The following is an 18,718-nucleotide window of genomic DNA, read 5'->3' as shown; positions in this document are numbered from 1 at the left end:
TCGAAGCGGGGCGGCAGGGCCGAATCAACGAAGGTCGCGCGCTTCATGCGCGCTGTTGACCATGATTTCATGACGGGCGGATGAAGCTGCTTTTTTGATCGAGCATGATCTTATCCGAAAACCGGCTTTCACTTTTCGGGATCATGCTCGGGCTAGGCAGGAACCTTGATGACGGCGCGCAGGCCGCCGAGCGGGCTGTCCTCGAGACCGATGTCGCCGCCGTGGCTGCGGGCGATGTCGCGGGCGATCGACAGGCCAAGTCCGGTGCCGCTGGCGTCGAGGTTGCGCGCCTCGTCGAGCCGCAGGAAAGGCTTGAAAACCTCTTCGCGCTTGTCGGGCGCGATGCCGGGGCCGTTATCGTCGATGGTGACGGTGAGCGAGCCGCGGCCGTGATTGGCGTGGACCTCGACGGTCTTGGCATAGCGGAAGGCATTGCCGATCACGTTTGACAGCAAACGGGCAAAGGCGTTCGGCCGCACATGCACTGTCGGATCGCCGGTCAGCGCCGTCGTGAGCTTGCAGCCGCGCAATTGGGCTTCCTCGCCGAGTTTCTGGAAATAGGTTTCGAGATCGAAACGGCCGGTATCCTCCGCCCCCTCGCCGCGGGCAAAGGAAAGATAGCCCTCCAGCATCGACTGCATGTCGTCGATGTCCTGGTTCAGCGCCGCCTTGGTCTCGGATTTGCCGCCGGCCAGCGCCAGTTGCAGCTTGAAGCGGGTGAGGATGGTCCTGAGGTCGTGGCTGACGCCGGTCAGCATCGCGGTGCGCTGCTCGATCTGGCGCTCGATGCGCTCACGCATCTGGATGAAGGCGAAGCCGGCGCGACGGACTTCCTCGGCGCCGCGCGGGCGGAAATCGCGCGGCATCGGCCGACCCTTGCCGAAACTCTCGGCGGCCTCAGCGAGCGTCAGGATCGGCCTGATCTGATTGCGCAGGAAGGGGATGGCGATCATCAACAGCACCAGCGAGGTGCCGACCATCCAGATCAGGAAGATGTGGGTGTTGGAGGCATAAGCCTGGCTGCGCCGCACGAAGACGCGCAGCACTTTGCCTTCAAGCTGGACGCGAACCTCGACGACGTTGGAGTTTCCGACCGTGTCGATCCAGAACGGACGGTTGATCTGCTTCGTGATCTCCGACGACAAGGCCTCGTCGAGGATCGAGAAGAACGGTTTCGGGCCGGGCGGCGGCAGCGGATCTGGCGGCAGCAGATCCACCTTCAACTGCATGCGGTCCTGGGCGATGCGGATGATGTTGGCGTAATCGGCGTCGTGCGGATAGGTCTCCATCATGTCGATGACGGCCGCTATGTCCGAGATAGTCGCCTGCGACAGGCGCTGCGTGACCGTCTGCCAATGGCGCTCCATGAAGACGAAGGCGACAACCGACTGCAGCAGGATCATCGGCGCGATCACGATGATCAGCGAGCGGGCGTAAAGCCGCTTCGGCATGTAGAGCGCGACCAGGCGCCAGAACCGGTTCCAGGCGCGCGGCATCGCCCTCAGCGTCCGCAATGCGAGATCGCCGAGACCGCTTCCTTTCGGCTTGTCCAGTTGCGTGGTCGCCATTCGCCTTCCGCTCGTCGATGGCCGTTCAGCAAAGGGCCCTCGACGGTAGCTTATTCGACGCTGAGCCGATACCCAATACCGCGCACCGTCTGCAGCCACACCGGATTGGACGGATCGCGCTCGATCTTGCGGCGCAGCCGGTTGATCTGCACGTCGATGGTGCGCTCGCCGACATCCGATTCATCGCCCACCAGTTCATGGCGCGGTATGGTCTCACCCGCACGCGCAGCGAAGATCGCGAGGATCTCCTGCTCGCGGTCGGTCAGCTTAAGCGCCTCGCCGCCGCGCTTCAATTCGCGCTTGGCGATCTGGAACGTGTAGGGCCCGAACACCAGCTGCTCCACCTTCGGCGTCGCCGCCGGGCCGCCACGGCGCAGGATGTTGTTGATGCGCAGGATCAGCTCGCGCGGATCGAACGGTTTCGGCAGGTAGTCATCGGCGCCGGCTTCCAGCCCGGTGATGCGGCTGTCGGTCTCGGACAGCGCCGTCAGCATCAGGATCGGCACGTTCTTCTCGGCCCGCAGCGCCTTGGTGAGGTCGACGCCGGTCTCGCCCGGCATCATCACGTCGAGCACCAGAAGGTCGAAGTCGAGGCCGGCGAGCTTGCGCCTGGCCTCGCCGGAATTGCCGGCCACGGTGACGCGATAACCGTTCTCGGACAGATACTGCTTGAGCAGGTTGCGGATACGCGTGTCGTCGTCGACGACCAGGAGATGCGGCGCGTCATCGTCGGGCGCTGACGGATGATCAACCTTCTCAATGGTCTCCATGGTTCTTCCCCGATGTTTGCGCAGGCACAATGTCGATCTGCGCTCTTAGTTCCGGATTGACCATCGCTTCCAGGAAACGCTCGATCGTGGCGCGTTCGGTGGTTCCGGAATCCTCCAATGCCGCACGGATGCGGCGTGACTGTGGCCGTGCCAGCGCCAAGGCCAAGGCGCGACCCTTGGCGGTCGGATAGAGCTCGCGCTGCCGGCGGTCGCGCGGACCCTGCACCTGGACGATATGGTCGGTGTCGATCAACTGCTTCAAAACCCGCGCGAGGCTCTGCTTGGTGATCTTTAGCACGTCGAGCAGTTCGGCGACGGTGAGGCCCGGCCTGCGGTTGACGAAGTGCAGCACGCGATGATGGGCGCGGCCGAAGCCGTAATCGGCCAGGATCTGGTCCGGATCGGAGGTGAAATCGCGATAGGCGAAGAAAAACAGTTCGATGATGGCGAAGTCGATGCCGTCCTCATCGGCGATCGCCGTCCTGATCGGTTTACCGGCTGCGGGGCTCGTCATCATTTCTCCATGCGAGGCGGGGAATTATGTCAGTACTATTGACGTAATTTCCGAACAATGATAATTTTTGACAAGCTTTTCGGCGGATTGCGAACGAAAAGGCAAGGGGAAGCCGTTTTTCTGGAACTTCCTGAGTTTGCCACGGATTGAATATCCGCCTACGCTTTCAAGCATTGGCCAGTCTTTCGGATCCTGAGGCGGGGCCGGTACGAAAGGCTTTAAAACACAACGATTTGCGGGCACTCGCCCGCGGGAGGTTTCCATGGCATCCGTTCCCTTCGATCAATTGGACGGCTTCATCTGGATGAACGGCGAGTTCGTCAAATGGGCCGACGCCAAGATCCATGTGCTGACCCATGGCCTGCACTATGCCAGCGCCGTCTTCGAGGGCGAGCGCGCCTATGGCGGCCAGATCTTCAAGCTGACCGAACACAATGAGCGCCTGCATGAATCGGCGCGCCTGCTCGGCTTCAAGATTCCCTATCCGGTCGCCGAGATCGACGAGGCCTGCCGCACGCTATTGAAGAAACAGGGTTTCCAGGACGCCTATGTGCGCCCGATCGCCTGGCGCGGCAGCGAGCAGATGGGCGTTTCGGCGCAGAACAACCGTATCAACTGCGCCATCGCCATCTGGCAATGGCCGAGCTATTTCGATCCCGCGCAGAAGCTCAAGGGCATCCGCCTCGATGTCGCCGAATGGCGCCGGCCGGATCCGCGCACCGCGCCGTCCAAGTCGAAGGCCGCGGGCCTCTACATGATCTGCACGCTGTCCAAGCACGCCGCCGAGGCCAAGGGCTACGCCGACGCCATGATGCTCGATTGGCGCGGCCAGGTGGCGGAAGCCACCGGCGCCAACATCTTCTTCGTCAAGGACGGCAAAATCCATACGCCGACGCCCGACTGCTTCCTCGACGGCATAACCCGCCGCACGGTGATCGGCCTGGCGAAGGACCGCGGTTTCGAATTGATCGAGCGCGTCATCATGCCGGAGGAACTCGAAGGTTTCGAGCAGTGCTTCCTCACCGGCACCGCCGCCGAGGTCACGCCGGTTTCCGAGATCGGTCCATACCGATTCGAGGTCGGCGAGATCGCCAAGACGTTGATGAATGACTATTCCGCCGCGGTGCAGCCGAAGCACGCAATCGCTGCAGAATAGCGATAGTCACAGCTTTTTTGTGCAATAGGGGCGGTTTTCGAGCCGCCCCTTTTATTTAAGCGCCCGCGCATTTGACTTTCAAACAATTCGGCGTCTCATGATGGCGTCGGCCCGAGGAGGCTGGCGGCTATGGAGGGACTAGTTACATGGACAGCAACACGATTATCCAGATCGTTGTACAGGTAATTGCCGGCATTATCGGTGGCCAGGCGGTTGGCGCGGCGTTGAAGCAGGCGGCGATGGGCCAAGTCACCAAAATCCTCGGCGGTGCGATCGGCGGCGTCGGCGGCGCGGCCATTCTCGGCAGTTTGCTCGGCGGCGGCGGCGTTGACGCGGCAGCGGCGGCGGGTGGCATCGGCAGCGCGCTCGATCTGAAGAACCTCCTCGGCGGCGTTGGTGGTGGCGCGATCTTGACCGGCATCATCGGCGCGGTCATGAATGCGATGAAGAAATAGGTCCGGTTCTTTCGGACCTATGCCATGGGCGGCCTCGGCCGCCCATTCCTTTTGGGAACATGGCCGGCGGCCTCGGCCGCCCATTCGTTTTGGAGCATGGCCGGCGGCCGCCTCGACCGCGCATTTCCTGCCGAAGTTCGGACAATGGTGGACGAGGTTCGCCGGGCTGTCTACATCAGGCGACACTTCGAAGGAAAGCGTGGGAAAGGAAAGCCATGGGTCAGCTCAATGCCAGCATCGTGCCGGTCACGCCCTTCCAGCAGAACTGCACCATCCTGTTCGACATGGACGACAGGAACGGCGTCGTCATCGATCCCGGCGGCGATGTCGACAAAATACTGTCGGTGCTGAAGGACAATGCCATCACCGCCGGCGCGATCTGGATCACGCACGGCCATATCGACCACGCCGGCGGCGCGATGGAACTGAAGGATGCGCTCGGCATCGACATCATCGGACCGCACGAGGCCGACAAACCACTGCTTGCCAATCTCGAGAACCAGGCCAAGCGCTTCGGCCTCACCGACCCGGTGCGCAATTGCGTGCCGGACCGTTTTCTGACCGAAGGCGAGGTCGTGTCCTTCGGCGGGCATCGGTTCGAGGTGCTGCATTGCCCGGGGCATGCGCCGGGCCATGTCGTCTACTACAACCGGGCGGCCAAGTTCGCGCATGTCGGCGACGTGCTGTTCCGGGGCTCGATCGGGCGCACCGATCTGCCCGGCGGTGACCATGCCGCGCTGATCGCCTCGATCAAGGACAAACTTCTGCCGCTTGGCGACGACATCGGTTTCATCTGCGGCCATGGCCCGGGCAGCCGCTTTGGCGACGAGCGGCGGACCAATCCGTTTCTGACCTGACCCCGCAGGCAAAGAAAAAGCGCCGCTGGAGGCGGCGCTTTTGCCTGGGGCAGGGAACCCTGGGTTTTCTTAATTGGCAACGCAGAAATGCTGGGCGCCATCATTGCCGGTGAAGGTGCCGGTGCGCGAATTGAAGCTGCGATAGCGATCCGAGCAATACTCGTACCAGCCGCGGGTCCACGGTTCGGCGTAGCGGTCGGCATAGACGACACGCGGCTGCTGCACGTAGTAGCGACGCACCGGCCGGTCGACATAATAGCCGTCATCATAGGCCGGGTCGTAGTAGCGCGGCCCAGGGTTGCTGAGCGCACTGCCGATCAGGGCGCCCGCCGCGAGGCCGACGACGCCGGCAGCAAGGGCGTCACCGCCGTGACTACGATGATGGTGCCAGCGCCAGTCGTCGGCATTGGCCGCCGAGAAGGTGGCCAAGGTGGTCGCGGCAATGCCAACGCTCAGAATGGCGGTCTTGAGAAAGCTATTCATTTTCGGTCTCCTTCGCGCCGGCCCGCGCATTTTTTCGGGGGATACGGACCGGCTTTAGCAAAGGTTAATAGAAGACCGTGGCTGAACGGAGGCTGAACGGAAGTCGGCGCAAACGATTTTTCGTGGCTTGCCGATTTTCAAGCCCGGGCGACTTTTGGAGCCTGGGCAATTTTTTGAAGTCGGGGCGACTTTTCCGGGCCTGGGCACGATCCATTCCGGGCGGGAGCGGTCCCGCCTGAAAGGCCTCCGTCGGATCCGTCGTGGGCCGGCTTAGCCGATCGACAGATTGACGGCCTTCGGACCCTTGCCGCGCTTGTCCGGCTCGGTGTCGAATGTCACTTTCTGCCCATCCTCAAGACCGGGAAGGCCCGACGCCTGCACAGCCGAGATATGGACGAAGACATCCTTCGCGCCATCATCGGGCGTGATGAAGCCGAAGCCCTTGGCATGGTTGAAGAATTTGACGGTGCCGGTCTGCGGCATGGGAAACTCCTTTGATCCCATCAAGTCAAGTCTCGGGCCGGCAAACTGCCCGAGAGGAAATTTGTCCTTTATTTTAGCGCTATCGGCAAGAGAAAGTTTTCGCCTGCCGATCCAAGCATTTGCGCGCAAAAAAGGCGCGACCGTCTCGGTCGCGCCTTCGCAATTTCAGGCCTGTGCAGAAGCCGGTTCATGATCCTGCCGCACCATTGCATCCGCAAGGATAAGGCTGTTGCGGGGATCAGGCGGCGCGCAGGTTGACCGCCTTCGGGCCCTTGCCCATGCGGTCCGGCTCGACGTCGAAGGTGACCTTCTGGCCGTCGACCAGCGTACGCAGGCCTGAGGCCTCGATCGCGGAAATGTGGACGAACACGTCCTTGGCGCCACCATCCGGCGTGATGAAGCCGAAGCCTTTGGTGGCATTGAAGAACTTTACGGTACCGGTCTGGGCCATTGGGGAAACTCCTTCACCCGTGTCAGTCTTGTGGTTCGCCCGCTGCCTCGCGCCTCGGGCAAATCCCGGTGGTTGCTTCGGCGGTCATGCATTCGCGCATGGTCAAACCCCCCGCCGAAAAACGGGGTTGTCAGAGATTCACACTTATCGGGGAAAGGTCGTCCAAAACGTTCCGCTCTCCGGGTCGCAAATGCCCGAACATGATTTTTATTACACGGAAACGTGATGCTTGCAAGACGACGCTCGCGGGCGGCCCGCGGCGCGTCCAACGCTGGGGCCTCGATAGACCCGGCCTCATCACCGGTCATCGGCCAGAGACGGGCCAAGCATGGGCCAGCATGAGGGTGGCGACCATGGGTCGTGCGCTCCACAAACGATGGTTGCGTTTACCGCGCGGGATGCGAGGATATCGCGAGCCGGCATCACGCGTCGGGATGGAGGAGGGACTTATGCGGTTTCTTGCGGTCTGGCGGCAGGGCGTCGTCATTTTCATGCTGTCCGCGCTGCTGGCAGCCTGTACCGTCGTCGTCGACGATGGGACGCGCCCCCGGCCGCCCCGGCCACATCCGCAGCTCTGCACCATGCAATACGAACCGGTCTGCGCGCGGCGCGGCGGCGACCGCCAGACCTTCGCCAATGCCTGCCTGGCCGAAAGGGAAGGCTACCGCATCGTGCGCGACGGTCCTTGCCGCGATGGTGGTGGTGGAGGCGGTGGCGGCGGGGAGCAGACGTTCTGCACGCGCGAATACGCGCCGGTCTGCGCCAGGCGACATGGGCAAGTGCGCACCTTCCCGAACGCATGCGAGGCCCGCGCGGCGGACTATCGCATCGTCGGCGACGGGCCGTGCTGAGAAAACCGCGGTGTCCATCCGCGCAAATGGACACCGCGACGCGCGCTGACGCTTTGTCTTGAATCTCTTGCCCGCATGGCTTAGGTCCGGCGGACCAACAAATACGGCAGGTTTCCCATTAGCAAAGATCACAGAAGAGCGGCAAACGCCGGCGGCAGGCCAGGTGGCTCGGCCAGCCCGCTCGACCCGTATGTGCAAAAGGCGCTGCAACTGCATCAGGCGGGGCGCCGCCAGGAGGCCGAGGCGCTCTACCGGCAGGTCCTGGGGCAGCAGCCGAACCATGCCGCCGCGCTGCATTTCCTCGGATTGCTGCTGCACCAGACCGGCAGGAGCGAGGAAGGGCTCGATCTCATCGAGCAGTCGGTGACGCTGCAACCCGAGAATGCCGACTTCCTCAACAATATGGGCACGGTCATGCGTGACATCGGGCGCGTCGCCGCCGCGATCGATTTCTTCCGCGGCGCGGTCGATATCCGGCCCGACCAACTGGCCGCGCGCGACAATCTCGGTTCGTCGTTGACGCAGCTCGGGCAGTTCGACGCCGCCGAGGAGATCTATCGCGGCACGATCGGCCGCAATCCGTTCCATGTCCGCGCGCGTGTCGGTCTCGCCGAAACGCTGCAGGAAGCCGGGCGGCTGGACGAGGCGATCAAGCTGTTCCGCGAGGCGCTGTCGATCCGGCCGAAGGACGCCGAGCTGCTCTACGGGCTGGGCGTCGCGATGATGGAGAAGGGCAAGCTCGACGAGGCAACCGATCTCGCCCGCCAGGCACTGGCGATCGCCCCGAACATGGCCAGGGCCTGGCTGCTGCTTACGCAGGTCAAGCGCCAGACCGAGCGCGACAAGGAGCTTTCCGGCATGGAGGCCGAGCACGCCAAGGCGCCGCAGGGCAGCCTGGCGCGCATGCAGCTCTCCTTCGGCCTGGGCAAGGTCAATGACGACCTCAAGGACTATGGCCGCGCCTTCGACTATTTCGCCGAGGGCAATGCCATCCGCCGCAAGGCGATCGACTACGATCCCGCGCGCACGCGCGGCGAATTCGAGGCGATGAAGGCGGCCTTCGACACAGCCTTTTTCGAAAAGCACAACCCAAGCGGCATTTCCGACGACACGCCGATCTTCGTCGTCGGCATGCCGCGTTCCGGCACCACGCTGGTCGAGCAGATCATCGCCAGCCACCCACAGGTCCTTGGCGCCGGCGAGTTGAACATCCTGAAGACGGCCGTCGGCAAGCAGTTTCCGATGAACATGCCGGGCGGCTTCCCGGCCGGTATCGCCGACATGCCCGGCAAGGCGTTCGCCGAAGCCGGCCAGGCCTATCTCGACATGCTGCATAGCCGCTATCCGGGGTACCGCCATGTCACCGACAAGATGCCGGGCAACTTCCTTCTGGTCGGCTTCCTGCACATGATGCTGCCGAAGGCCAAGATCGTCCATTGCGCGCGCGACGCGGCGGCGACGTGCCTGTCGATCTTCAAGGTGCATTTCCGCGGCGACAGCCATCGCTACGGCTATGATCTCGGCGAGCTCGCCGATTTCCACAACCTCTACACCGACATTATGGCGCATTGGCACAACGTGCTGCCGGGCGTCGTGCACGATGTGCGCTACGAGGATTTCATCGCCGACCAGGAAGGGCAGACGCGGGCGCTGATGGCGTATCTCGGCCTGCCCTGGGACGACAAGGTCCTGTCGTTCCACGAGACGGACCGGCCGGTGCGTACCGCATCGGCGGCGCAGGTGCGCCAGCCGATGTATCAGGGCTCGGTCGATCTGTGGAAGCGGTATGGGGACCGGCTGAAGCCGCTGCTGGATAAGCTAGCATAGCAGGGCGAAGCCTCTCGGCTTCGTCATAGGATGACGAAGCGAAGGGCCGAGTTCCTCAAAGCTCCACGAACGGCTGGAAGCCGCCGAAGATCATGCGCTTGCCGTCGAACGGCATGGCAGACCAGTCCATCTTGAGGCGCTCGTCGGCCATCACCTTGGCCATGACCGCGTCGCGGCTCTGTCTGGACTCGTAGACGACCCAGGCGAAGATGACGATCTCATCGTCCTTCGCCTGCACGGCGCGCGGGAACGAGGTCAGCTCGCCATAGGGCACGTCGTCGCCGACGCATTCGACGTAGGCGAGCGCGCCATGCTCCTTCCAGACGGCGCCGGCGTTCGCAGCCATTTTCTTGTACGCATCGAGACTTGCCTTCGGCACGGCGAGCACGAAGCCATCGACATAGGACATGGTGGACTCCTCTTTGCTGAAATCAGGCGCCGGGCCGGCGGGGTGCGACCCGGCGCGAGTGAGCGCGACATGCCCGCCATTGGCGGGCGCCGCTGCTCGCCAGGAAATCACTTCACCGGCGCGTTCATCGCCCAGGCGACGCCGAAGGGGTCTTTCACCTGGCCCCAGCGGTCGCCCCAGAACATCACCTGCAGCGGGGTGACGACTTCGCAGCCGGCATCGACCGCGCGCTTCCACCAGGCATCGATATCGTCGCCGCCGAGATGGAGCTGCAGCGTGTAGCCCTGCGCCGCCTGGTGCGGATGGCCGTGCTCGGGATAGGCATCGCCCAGCATCAGCGTCGAGCCGTTGACGTAGAGATGGATGTGCATGGTGCGGCCCTTGTCGTCCGGCGGATAGGCGAACACTTCCTCCGCGCCGAAAGCCTTCTTGTAGAATTCGGCGGCCTTGATGGCGCCGTCGACCTGCAGGTAGGGGGTCAATCCGCCAAGGACCTTGGCGCGGGGCGGGGTCTGATCGTTCATTCTCGTGTTCCTCTTCACGGGGTTGATCTGGCCACCCAAGGACGGACGAACCGGCGGCGATCCTACATGCCTCCCGAAAATTTCTTAAAGGGCCGGTTCCCGGCAGCCGGGGCGACCGGAGAACAATCGCATTGGTATGCCACTTTATATGACCTTCGCCGAGAAGGTGGCGGCACGGCGGCTTTCCCGCGTTTCGAAAATCTCCGGAAAGCCGATGTCCTTGCGCAACTCGGCGGGCAGCGAAAGCAGGATGCGCTCGCTGCGATGACGGGCACGCGCCGCGGCATACCGGTTGGCGAGGCGGCCGATGGATGACAGTACCGACATGTTGGTTCTCCCTGGTTGATGCCGGCATCACCGTGTCGGCATCCCAAGGACGAGGCGGCAACAGGCGATCCGACAGATCGCCTCAATCTTTTCAGAACACCGACGCCGCCAGCGCGGTGTCGTAATATTCCACCATCTCGATGATCTCGCCGTCGCGCACCGTCCAGAAATTGGCGGTGCGCATGATGAACTCCTCGCCGGTGGCGCGGCGTGTCATGTAGATCTCGACCTGCGCGGCGACCTTGTCGCCGCCGTCGATGATCTCGACCGGGACGAAGTGCCGGTATTCGAAGTCATCGTCGAGCGCCAGGAGCCTGGCGAGGAATTCCTGCTTGCCATGCGCGGTGCCGGCATGACGCGATTGCCGGGGATCGGCAATCCAGCGGAATACGACATCCTCGGCGCAATGGGCGAGGGCGCCCTCGATGTCGCGGTCCGCATAGGCTTTGTAGAGATTGCTGACGATTTCCACTGCACGCATGGCCCGTTCCCTCCATGGCTGAGCAATTCAAGATGCTCCTTTTTTAGCAGATGGAAAAGTATTGCCGGGCCGGCAGCAAAGCCTGCCGGGCCGGCGTTGCTTCGAATGCTGGCCCGGCAGATGTATCGTCTCTCAGCTCGGCGTTTCGGCGACGGAGCGGAAGAACGCTTCCGGGTCGTCGACTTCGGTCAGCCGCCGCCTGTCGATCAGCCAGAAGCGATTGCCGACGGCGCGGATGAAAGAGCGGTCATGCGAGGCAAGCAGGCAGCTCGCCTGATGCTTCAGCAATTCGTCCTCCAACGCTTCCTGACCGTCGATATCGAGGTGGTTGGTCGGCTCGTCGAGCAGATAGAAATTGGGATGGATGAGCCGCAGTACCAGCATCATCAGTCTCGATTTCTGTCCGCCGGACAGAAGGCCGATCTTCCGCTCCTGCATTTCGATGGCGATGCCGGCGCCGGCGAGCAGAGAACGGGCGCGCTGCTCGCCGACATCGAAGCGGCGCGAGAGCATCGCCAGCGGCGTGTCGTCGCCATCGATGCCCGACAACGCCTGATCGCTGTAGCCGAGCGCGGTCGAGGGCGTCACCTTGACGTTCGCGACCGAACCTGGCGCGGCGACGGCGTCGCGGATCATCGCGATGAAGCGCGTCTTGCCGACGCCGTTTCGGCCGAGCAGCACGATGCGATCGTCTTGGCAGATATGGCGCTTGCCGGTCCTGAACAGCAGCGTGCCGTCAGGGGTTTCGACCGCCGCGTCCTCGAGCGTGATCAGCACCTTGGCGTGGGTGCCGCGGTTGGCGAGCCGGATCGCGCCGGCCGAGCGTTCGCGGTGAGCCGCCACCGCCGCATCTTCCAGCTTCTCCGCCCGCTCCTTGAGCTGCCTGGTCTTCACCGTCAAAAGGTCGCTGCCGGAATTGATGCCGATATTGTTCAGCTTGGCGGCCTGCTTGCGCAGCTGCTGGGCGGTTTTCATGTCGCGCTCGAACTTCCGCGCCGTCGCCGCATCGACCTCGTCGAGGGCCTGCCTGGCGCGCGAATACGGCAAGGCGAACACCGGTGAGTCCTCCGGACGCAGGAACAGTGTGCGGTTTGTGGAGGCGTCGAGGAAGGCGCGGTCGTGGCTGGCGATGATCACCGGCACCTCGCGGGGCAACGCGTTGAGCCATGTCTCGAGTTGGCTGATCCTGGCAAGGTCGAGATGATTGGTTGGCTCGTCAAGCAGGAGCACGTCCGGATCGGTGACCCAGACGCGCGCGATCAGCGCCAGCCGCTGCCAGCCGCCGCTCAAGGCGCGCATTCTCCGCTCGCGCATGTCCTCCGGCACGTCGAGCGAATCCAGCACCACGTCAACGCGCCAGAGCTCGCTGTCGCGCTGTTCGGGCGGCAAAGCATCGGCGACGGCGTTATGGAAGCTGCGGTCGAGCAGCGCGTCGGGGACGGATTGCTCGACATGGCCGACGCGCAAGCCGCGCGAGCGGGTGATGTCGCCGGTGCTGGCTTCGAATTCGCCGGCCAGGCATTTGAGCAAGGTGGATTTGCCACGGCCATTGGCCGCGACGATGCCGAGCCGGTCGCCGGCGCCGATGATGAGGTCGAGATTGGAAAAAAGCGGCGCACTCATGGTGACGCCGAGGGATTTGAGGCTGATCAGGGCCATGTCGATATCTCTGGTCTTGCCGACACTTTGTCGGAGCATGATCCTGAAAAACGGTTCCCATTTTCGGGATCATGCTCTAGCGGCTCAATGCACTTTGACGGTGCGCCGGCAGGCCATCAGGCCACACTCAGCGGCACCACGAAGGGCAGACCAAAAATCGAAGCGGGAAAACCCGGACCGTCCTGGTCAGCCCTGCAAGCAAGCCCGCAGGGCACAAATCGGGCCACGCTGACGATGGTGATAGTAGTTCACGCAGCCCTCCTTTCCAGACGTTCGAGTATGCTGAGCGACTACATCAAAGGCGAGGGTGAGGGCAAGTGGGCCGCACTTTCTTTCTCCCACAAGCGGAGAAGGAAAAGGCGCTACTGCCCCGGCCGCCCGGTCTTGCCCGGCCGGCGTTTCTGGCGGCGCTCGTCGGCTGGATCCTCGTAGGAGCCGATGCCGGCGCGCTGGCGGACGATGGGTTTGTCGTCGCGTTCCTTCGCGCCCCCCTCTGTCCTGCCGGACATCTCGCCCCCAGGGGGGGAGATCGGCTGCGGCTTAGCCGGCTTCTTGCCTTCGACGGGCTTCTCGGTGCGGCGCACCGTCATCTCGTCAAGCGAGTTCTTGCGGAACAGCGGTTTGCTGCGGTCGCCGGGAATGCCGAAATCGGAACCATGCGCTTCCTGCGCGCTCTGCTTCTTGAACAGCGAACGCGAGACGGCGCCGGCCGGGGTCGTCATGTCGGTGCCGGGGCCCATGTCGTCGATCGACGGCTTGGCGAAAAGCGGCTTCTTCACCGGCACGGCACCGTCGGCGCCCATCTCGTCGAGATGCGGCTTGCGGAACAGGTTGGGCCGGGCAGCTTTGGCCGCTTCGTCGGCGGCACGCGCTTCATCGAGCTTGCGGAACCGCTCATGTTCCTCGACCGTACGATGTTTGGCCACGCCCTTGTTGTGCTTGCCCTTTTCGCGGCCCGATGCAGGACTTTGCCCTTCCACCTCGCGCGCCAGCGGATCGTCGGAGATGGCGAGCTCCATCTCGCGCAGCCGCTTGATCTCGTCGCGGACGCGCGCCGCCTTCTCGAAGTCGAGATTGGCGGCGGCATCGCGCATCTGCTTGTCCAACGCCTCGAGATGGGTCTTGAGGTTGTTGCCGATCATCGCCCCGGCATCGTCGGTGAACTGCGAGATGTCGGCGCGGACATGGTCCTTCTCGTAGACCGAGTCGAGGATGTCGGCGATGCGCGACTTGACCGATTCCGGCGTGATGCCGTTGGCGAGATTCCACTCCATCTGCTTCTCGCGGCGGCGGTTGGTCTCGGCCATCGCCCGCTCCATCGAGCCGGTGATCTGGTCGGCGTAGAGGATGACCTTGCCATCGACGTTACGGGCGGCGCGGCCGATGGTCTGGATCAGTGAGGTTTCCGAACGCAGGAAACCTTCCTTGTCGGCATCGAGAATCGCTACGAAGCCGCATTCGGGAATGTCGAGGCCTTCGCGCAACAGGTTGATGCCGACCAGCACGTCGAAGGCGCCGAGGCGCAGATCGCGCAGGATCTCGATACGCTCCAGCGTGTCGATATCGGAATGCATGTAGCGGACGCGGATGCCGTTCTCATGCAGGTATTCGGTGAGGTCCTCGGCCATGCGCTTGGTCAGCACTGTGACCAGCGTGCGGTAGCCGGCCCTTGTCGTGTCGCGGATCTCGCCGACGACGTCGTCGACCTGGCTCTTGGCCGGACGCACCTCGACCGGCGGGTCGATCAGGCCGGTCGGGCGGATGACCTGCTCGGCGAAGACGCCGCCGGACTGGTCGAGCTCCCAACTGCCCGGCGTCGCCGAAACCGCCACCGACAGCGGGCGCATGGCGTCCCATTCCTCGAAGCGAAGCGGCCGGTTGTCCATGCAGGAAGGCAGGCGGAAACCGTACTCGGCCAAGGTCGCCTTGCGGCGGAAGTCGCCGCGATACATGCCGCCGATCTGCGGCACGGTAACGTGGCTTTCGTCGATGAAGACCAGCGCGTTGTCGGGAATGTATTCGAACAAGGTTGGCGGCGGATCGCCCGGCTGGCGTCCGGTTAGATAGCGCGAATAGTTTTCGATGCCGGCGCAGGAACCGGTCGCCTCAAGCATCTCCAGGTCGAAGCGGGTGCGCTGCTCCAGCCGCTGCGCCTCCAGCAGGCGGCCAGCCTTTTCAAGCTCTTGCAAGCGAAGCTTGAGCTCTTCCTTGATAGACTTGATGGCTTGATTCAAGGTCGGGCGCGGCGTCACATAGTGCGAATTGGCGTAGATCTTGACGCTTTTCAGCTCGCCGGTCTTCTGGCCGGTCAGCGGGTCGAACTCGGTGATGGACTCGATCTCGTCGCCGAACATCGAGATGCGCCAGGCGCGGTCTTCCAGGTGGGCCGGGAAGATCTCGATGGTGTCGCCGCGCACGCGGAAGGAGCCACGGACGAAATTGATGTCCTGGCGCTTGTACTGCTGGGCGACGAGATCGGCGAGCAGGGCGCGCTGGTCGAGCCGGTCGCCGACCTGCATCTGGAAGGTCATCGCCGTATAGGTCTCGACCGAGCCGATACCGTAGATGCAAGACACCGAGGCGACGATAATGACGTCGTCGCGCTCGAGCAGCGAACGCGTCGCCGAATGGCGCATGCGGTCGATCTGCTCGTTGATCGAGGATTCCTTTTCGATGAAGGTGTCGGTCCGGGGCACATAGGCCTCCGGCTGGTAATAGTCGTAGTAGGAGACAAAATACTCGACCGCGTTTTCGGGGAAGAATTTCTTGAACTCGGCATAGAGCTGCGCGGCCAGCGTCTTGTTGGGCGCCAGGATCAAGGCAGGACGCTGCGTTTCCTCGATCACCTTGGCCATGGTGAACGTCTTGCCGGAGCCGGTGACCCCGAGAAGCACCTGGGTGCGGTCGTTGCTGCCGACGCCTTCGACGAGATCCTTGATCGCGGTCGGCTGGTCGCCGGCCGGCTCGAAATCCGACACCATCTTGATGGCGATGCCGCCTTCGGATTTTTCCGGGCGCTCGGGGCGGTGCGGCGTCCAAAGCACGCCGTCCTTGTGCAGGGGATTGCCGGATTCGATCAGTGCCGACAGTGCTGCCACCGTGGCGGTGACGCCACTGGACGTCATCGTCTCGGCTTCTTCCAGCGAGACGTCGAGGCCGGCGATCGGATTGAGGCCGGCCGCGGTGCGCTCGCGCGCCGACGCAGCACCCCCCATCGAGGTGCCGCGCGCCGTGCGCCCGGGCGCCGACGAGCGCTCGGGGATCTTCTTCGGGGCCTTTGCCTTCGGCTGCTTTTCCGCCTCGCGCTCGATCTGCCCGGCCCAATCGGAGATCGAGCCGGTCAGCGGCGCGCCGGAAAAGTCGGCCTGTGGCACCTCGCCAAAACCACCGGGCTTCAGCGGCTCGGCGGCATCGAGGAATTCCGTCAGCGGACTGCGCCGCTTCGGCGCGTCATCTTGCGCCGGCGAAGGCATCTTCTTGTCAGGATGTCTGGCCATGACCGGAATATGGGTGGACTCGGCCGAAATGGAAAGAGCCGAGTGAAACGGCGCCGGCCGCGCGCGGACGCTGCTGACAGAAGGCTGTCAGGAGAGGCATCATGGCGTAGTGAGCCGGAGATCGCTGGCGTCCGCTGTCGCGGTCGAGGCAAGCGCCGCGGCGACGGCGGCGGCGCGGCGGGCCTTCGGTCCGTCCACCGGCCAGACCAGACGGCGCCTGATGGTCAATGCCGGAATCTCGCTGGCAATCTCGACGAGCTGCCCGGAGCGGAAATGCTGTCTCAGTACCAGTTCGCTGGCGAGCAGCGCGCCCATCCCGGAGATCGCGGCCTGCGCGGCCAGTACGGTCAAGGGGAACCGCGGTCCGTGGTCGATGTTCTTGCGCTGTCGGCCGGCGGCGGTGAACCAGTTCTCCCATGTGGGATAGACGTCGTCGCCCATGGTCTGATCGATATGCAGCAGAGGCAGGCGGTCGAGCATCCCGGCGCCGTCCCGGTCGGAGCGGTTCCCGATCAACGCCGGGGCGCAGGCCGGGACTACCCTTTCGGTGAAGAGCTCGGCCGAAGCGAGATATTTCGCCGAGCTGTTGCGGTAGCTGATGGCGAGGTCGATGCCTTCCTCCAGCATCGAATCCAACGCGATCGACACGACGACGCGCACATCCAGCCTGCCGAGAGCCGCGCGGACATTGCCAAGTCGCGGCGCCAGCCAAAGCGAGGCGAAGGACGGATCGGCCGCGACGGTGAACGTATCGGCGCGGCGCTCGAAACGCAGCCGCCGCAGCCCGGACGCCAGTGCGTCGAAGCCGCGGTCGATGTCGGGCAGCGCCGCTTCGGCGATGCGCGTGAGCGCGATGCCGTTGCCCTCGCGTCTGACCAGCTTGACGCCAAGCCGATCCTCCAACTGCCGCAACTGATGGCCGACGGCGCCCGGCGTGACACCGAGCTCGTCGGCGGCGCGCGTGAGACTGCCGGTGCGCGCGGCGGCGGCCAGCGCCCGCAAAGCCGACAAAGGGAGGTCGCGAAGGAACGTCATGGATTGAGTTTACCTCAAAACCTGCGAAAACAAACTCGTTTGCTATGTGGGCTACCGCCGACCTAGCGTTGAAGCTAGCTCAACTTAGGATGCCAAGTCATGCTCGATATGCAAACGCAGTCCATTCCCGTTAATCAGGCTTTTGCGCCGCCCTGCTCGTTCCGATCGATGCGCAACGAGGGAGCACGCATCGCGGTCGAATTCGACGACGGTAGCGCCGGCCGGCTGTCGATGCGCTGGCTGAGGCTTGCCTGCGAATGCGAGATATGCGGCGACACCGCTTCCGGAAAGCGCTGGCTGACGCCCGCCGACGTTCCCGCCGATATCCGGGCAACGTCGGTCGAAATCTCGTCCGACGGGACGATGGACGTGGTCTGGCAGGACGGCCATACCTCCCGTTTCGCGGCTGGCTTTCTGGCTGTCTATGCCGGACGGGTCGGCGATTTCGGCGGGCCACGCTTCCATCCGGAACTGTGGAACAGCGATCTATCGAGGCGGCTCGGTCGCTTTGCCTTCGATGCGGTGGTCGAGGACGACGAGGCGCTTTTCCGCTCGCTGCGCGCCTTACGCGACCACGGCATCGCCATGCTGACCGGCGTTCCGGCCGAGCCCGAGGCGACGCTGCGTGTCGCCGGCCGCTACGGGCCCGTGCGCGAGACCAGCTACGGCAAGGTTTTCGACCTCGTCTCACGACCTGACGCGCGGGTAGCCGGAGAGACGGCGCGGGCGCAGATCCCGCACACGGACGAGCCGTTCCGCTATTCGCCGCCGGGCTTCATCTTCTTCCATGCCATCAGGACCGGCGCCGGCAGCGGCGGCACATCGCTGATGGTCGACGGTTTTCAGGTCGCCGAACAGATGCGCACGAACACGCCTCATTTGTTCGACCTGCTGACCCGGCATGGAGTGACATTCCATCGCGAGCACGCCGGCGACGTGTTCTTCAGCGCCGAGGCGCATGTCATCAGCCTAGACGCGACCGGCGCCGTCACCGGCATGCGCTTCAACGATCGCTGCCTGGCACCACAGGCCGGCGCCGTCGACGAGATCGATGGGCTGATCGAGGCGCTTGCCGAGCTGACGCGGCTGATCTGCGATCCGGCGAACCAGTTCCGGCATCAGCTGCAGCCAGGCGAGGTGCTGGTCTTCGACAATCAGCGGGTCCTGCACGGGCGCACCGAATTCGATCCGACATTGGCGGTCCGCCACCTCAGAAGCAGCAACCTCGACCGTGACGGCGTCCACAGCGCGTTCCGCACGCTGGCCCGTCGCTTCGCGCCGCAAGAGGCACAGGCGGTGCTTTACCAGGGGGCAATTTTCTGACGATAGCCAGGGGGACGGCGTCGACCTCGAAGGTTCGGTTCCTCGCCC

The 18,718-nt window shown here is 63.9% G+C and carries 19 protein-coding genes; 6 read left to right on the top strand and 13 right to left on the bottom strand.

All coding sequences use genetic code 11. The features are described from left to right. Positions 1-152: 152 nt before the first annotated feature. From FJ418_RS00655 to FJ418_RS00645, 3 genes are read right to left on the bottom strand one after another with little or no spacing between them, the layout of a single operon-like run. A complete protein-coding gene (locus FJ418_RS00655) occupies positions 153-1,568 on the bottom strand; it encodes an ATP-binding protein (RefSeq protein ID WP_140653379.1) in 1,416 nt (471 codons plus the stop codon). 50 nt (positions 1,569-1,618) lie between these two features. After that, positions 1,619-2,338, bottom strand: a complete 720-nt coding sequence (locus tag FJ418_RS00650) for a response regulator transcription factor (protein ID WP_140863036.1) — start codon at positions 2,336-2,338, stop codon at positions 1,619-1,621. After that, positions 2,325-2,852: a MarR family transcriptional regulator gene (locus tag FJ418_RS00645; protein ID WP_140647554.1), complete on the bottom strand. Its 528-nt coding sequence runs from the start codon at positions 2,850-2,852 to the stop codon at positions 2,325-2,327. Before FJ418_RS00645 ends, FJ418_RS00650 begins: the two co-directional genes overlap by 14 nt. Before the next feature lie 262 nt (positions 2,853-3,114). Between FJ418_RS00645 and FJ418_RS00640 the strand changes: the two genes are divergently transcribed. The 3 genes from FJ418_RS00640 (at position 3,115) to FJ418_RS00630 (ending at position 5,320) form a co-directional block, all read left to right on the top strand. After that, entirely contained in the window at positions 3,115-4,008 is an 894-nt protein-coding gene (locus FJ418_RS00640) for a branched-chain amino acid aminotransferase (RefSeq protein WP_140653382.1), read from the top strand. 146 nt (positions 4,009-4,154) lie between these two features. Continuing rightward, complete coding sequence (locus FJ418_RS00635) at positions 4,155-4,463, top strand: hypothetical protein (RefSeq protein WP_140863033.1); 309 nt, start codon at positions 4,155-4,157, stop codon at positions 4,461-4,463. 215 nt (positions 4,464-4,678) lie between these two features. Beyond that, on the top strand, positions 4,679-5,320 hold the full coding sequence (locus tag FJ418_RS00630) for an MBL fold metallo-hydrolase (protein WP_140863031.1): 642 nt from the start codon (positions 4,679-4,681) through the stop codon (positions 5,318-5,320). 69 nt (positions 5,321-5,389) lie between these two features. Here FJ418_RS00630 and FJ418_RS00625 read toward each other — a convergent pair whose 3' ends face one another. The 3 genes from FJ418_RS00625 to FJ418_RS00615 all read right to left on the bottom strand — a co-directional run bounded on the left by FJ418_RS00625 (position 5,390) and on the right by FJ418_RS00615 (position 6,737). Then, positions 5,390-5,803, bottom strand: coding sequence for a BA14K family protein (locus tag FJ418_RS00625; RefSeq protein ID WP_140647550.1), 414 nt, complete (start codon positions 5,801-5,803; stop codon positions 5,390-5,392). Between the two features lie 270 nt (positions 5,804-6,073). Beyond that, positions 6,074-6,286 (bottom strand): cold-shock protein, encoded by a 213-nt coding sequence (locus FJ418_RS00620; RefSeq protein ID WP_006202521.1) that lies wholly within the window; start codon positions 6,284-6,286, stop codon positions 6,074-6,076. A 238-nt stretch (positions 6,287-6,524) separates the two neighbouring features. Further along, on the bottom strand, positions 6,525-6,737 hold the full coding sequence (locus FJ418_RS00615; protein WP_006202520.1) for a cold-shock protein: 213 nt from the start codon (positions 6,735-6,737) through the stop codon (positions 6,525-6,527). A gap of 449 nt (positions 6,738-7,186) precedes the next feature. On the opposite strand from FJ418_RS00615, the gene FJ418_RS00610 reads away from it, so the two are divergent. Both FJ418_RS00610 and FJ418_RS00605 read left to right on the top strand, forming a co-directional pair. Then, complete coding sequence (locus FJ418_RS00610; protein ID WP_140863029.1) at positions 7,187-7,588, top strand: Kazal-type serine protease inhibitor domain-containing protein; 402 nt, start codon at positions 7,187-7,189, stop codon at positions 7,586-7,588. A gap of 192 nt (positions 7,589-7,780) precedes the next feature. Further along, complete coding sequence (locus FJ418_RS00605; protein ID WP_140863027.1) at positions 7,781-9,415, top strand: tetratricopeptide repeat-containing sulfotransferase family protein; 1,635 nt, start codon at positions 7,781-7,783, stop codon at positions 9,413-9,415. Positions 9,416-9,470: 55 nt separating this feature from the next. Here FJ418_RS00605 and FJ418_RS00600 read toward each other — a convergent pair whose 3' ends face one another. The 7 genes from FJ418_RS00600 to FJ418_RS00570 form a co-directional block, all read right to left on the bottom strand. Further along, complete coding sequence (locus FJ418_RS00600) at positions 9,471-9,824, bottom strand: DUF1428 family protein (protein ID WP_140863025.1); 354 nt, start codon at positions 9,822-9,824, stop codon at positions 9,471-9,473. A gap of 107 nt (positions 9,825-9,931) precedes the next feature. Beyond that, a complete protein-coding gene (locus tag FJ418_RS00595; RefSeq protein ID WP_140647546.1) occupies positions 9,932-10,348 on the bottom strand; it encodes a glyoxalase/bleomycin resistance/extradiol dioxygenase family protein in 417 nt (138 codons plus the stop codon). Between the two features lie 144 nt (positions 10,349-10,492). Then, the gene (locus tag FJ418_RS00590) at positions 10,493-10,675 is read right to left on the bottom strand and encodes a hypothetical protein (RefSeq protein WP_041012788.1); all 183 of its coding nucleotides are present in this window, start codon (positions 10,673-10,675) and stop codon (positions 10,493-10,495) included. Between the two features lie 91 nt (positions 10,676-10,766). Further along, a complete protein-coding gene (locus FJ418_RS00585; RefSeq protein WP_140647545.1) occupies positions 10,767-11,156 on the bottom strand; it encodes a nuclear transport factor 2 family protein in 390 nt (129 codons plus the stop codon). Positions 11,157-11,288: 132 nt separating this feature from the next. Beyond that, positions 11,289-12,815, bottom strand: coding sequence for an ABC-F family ATP-binding cassette domain-containing protein (locus FJ418_RS00580; RefSeq protein WP_140863023.1), 1,527 nt, complete (start codon positions 12,813-12,815; stop codon positions 11,289-11,291). A gap of 362 nt (positions 12,816-13,177) precedes the next feature. Next, positions 13,178-16,312 carry an excinuclease ABC subunit UvrB gene (gene uvrB / locus FJ418_RS00575; RefSeq protein ID WP_140863021.1) on the bottom strand — a complete coding sequence of 1,045 codons (3,135 nt, stop codon included), beginning with the start codon at positions 16,310-16,312 and terminating at the stop codon, positions 13,178-13,180. Positions 16,313-16,411: 99 nt separating this feature from the next. Continuing rightward, positions 16,412-17,347: a LysR substrate-binding domain-containing protein gene (locus tag FJ418_RS00570; protein WP_140863019.1), complete on the bottom strand. Its 936-nt coding sequence runs from the start codon at positions 17,345-17,347 to the stop codon at positions 16,412-16,414. Between the two features lie 99 nt (positions 17,348-17,446). Between FJ418_RS00570 and FJ418_RS00565 the strand changes: the two genes are divergently transcribed. After that, positions 17,447-18,670, top strand: a complete 1,224-nt coding sequence (locus FJ418_RS00565) for a TauD/TfdA family dioxygenase (RefSeq protein ID WP_140863017.1) — start codon at positions 17,447-17,449, stop codon at positions 18,668-18,670. Positions 18,671-18,718 lie beyond the last annotated feature (48 nt).

It is taken from the genome of Mesorhizobium sp. B2-8-3 (assembly GCF_006440815.1).
Lineage (GTDB): Bacteria > Pseudomonadota > Alphaproteobacteria > Rhizobiales > Rhizobiaceae > Mesorhizobium.
Note: the sequence above shows the minus strand (reverse complement) of the source record. Positions and strands in the feature narration are given on the sequence as shown.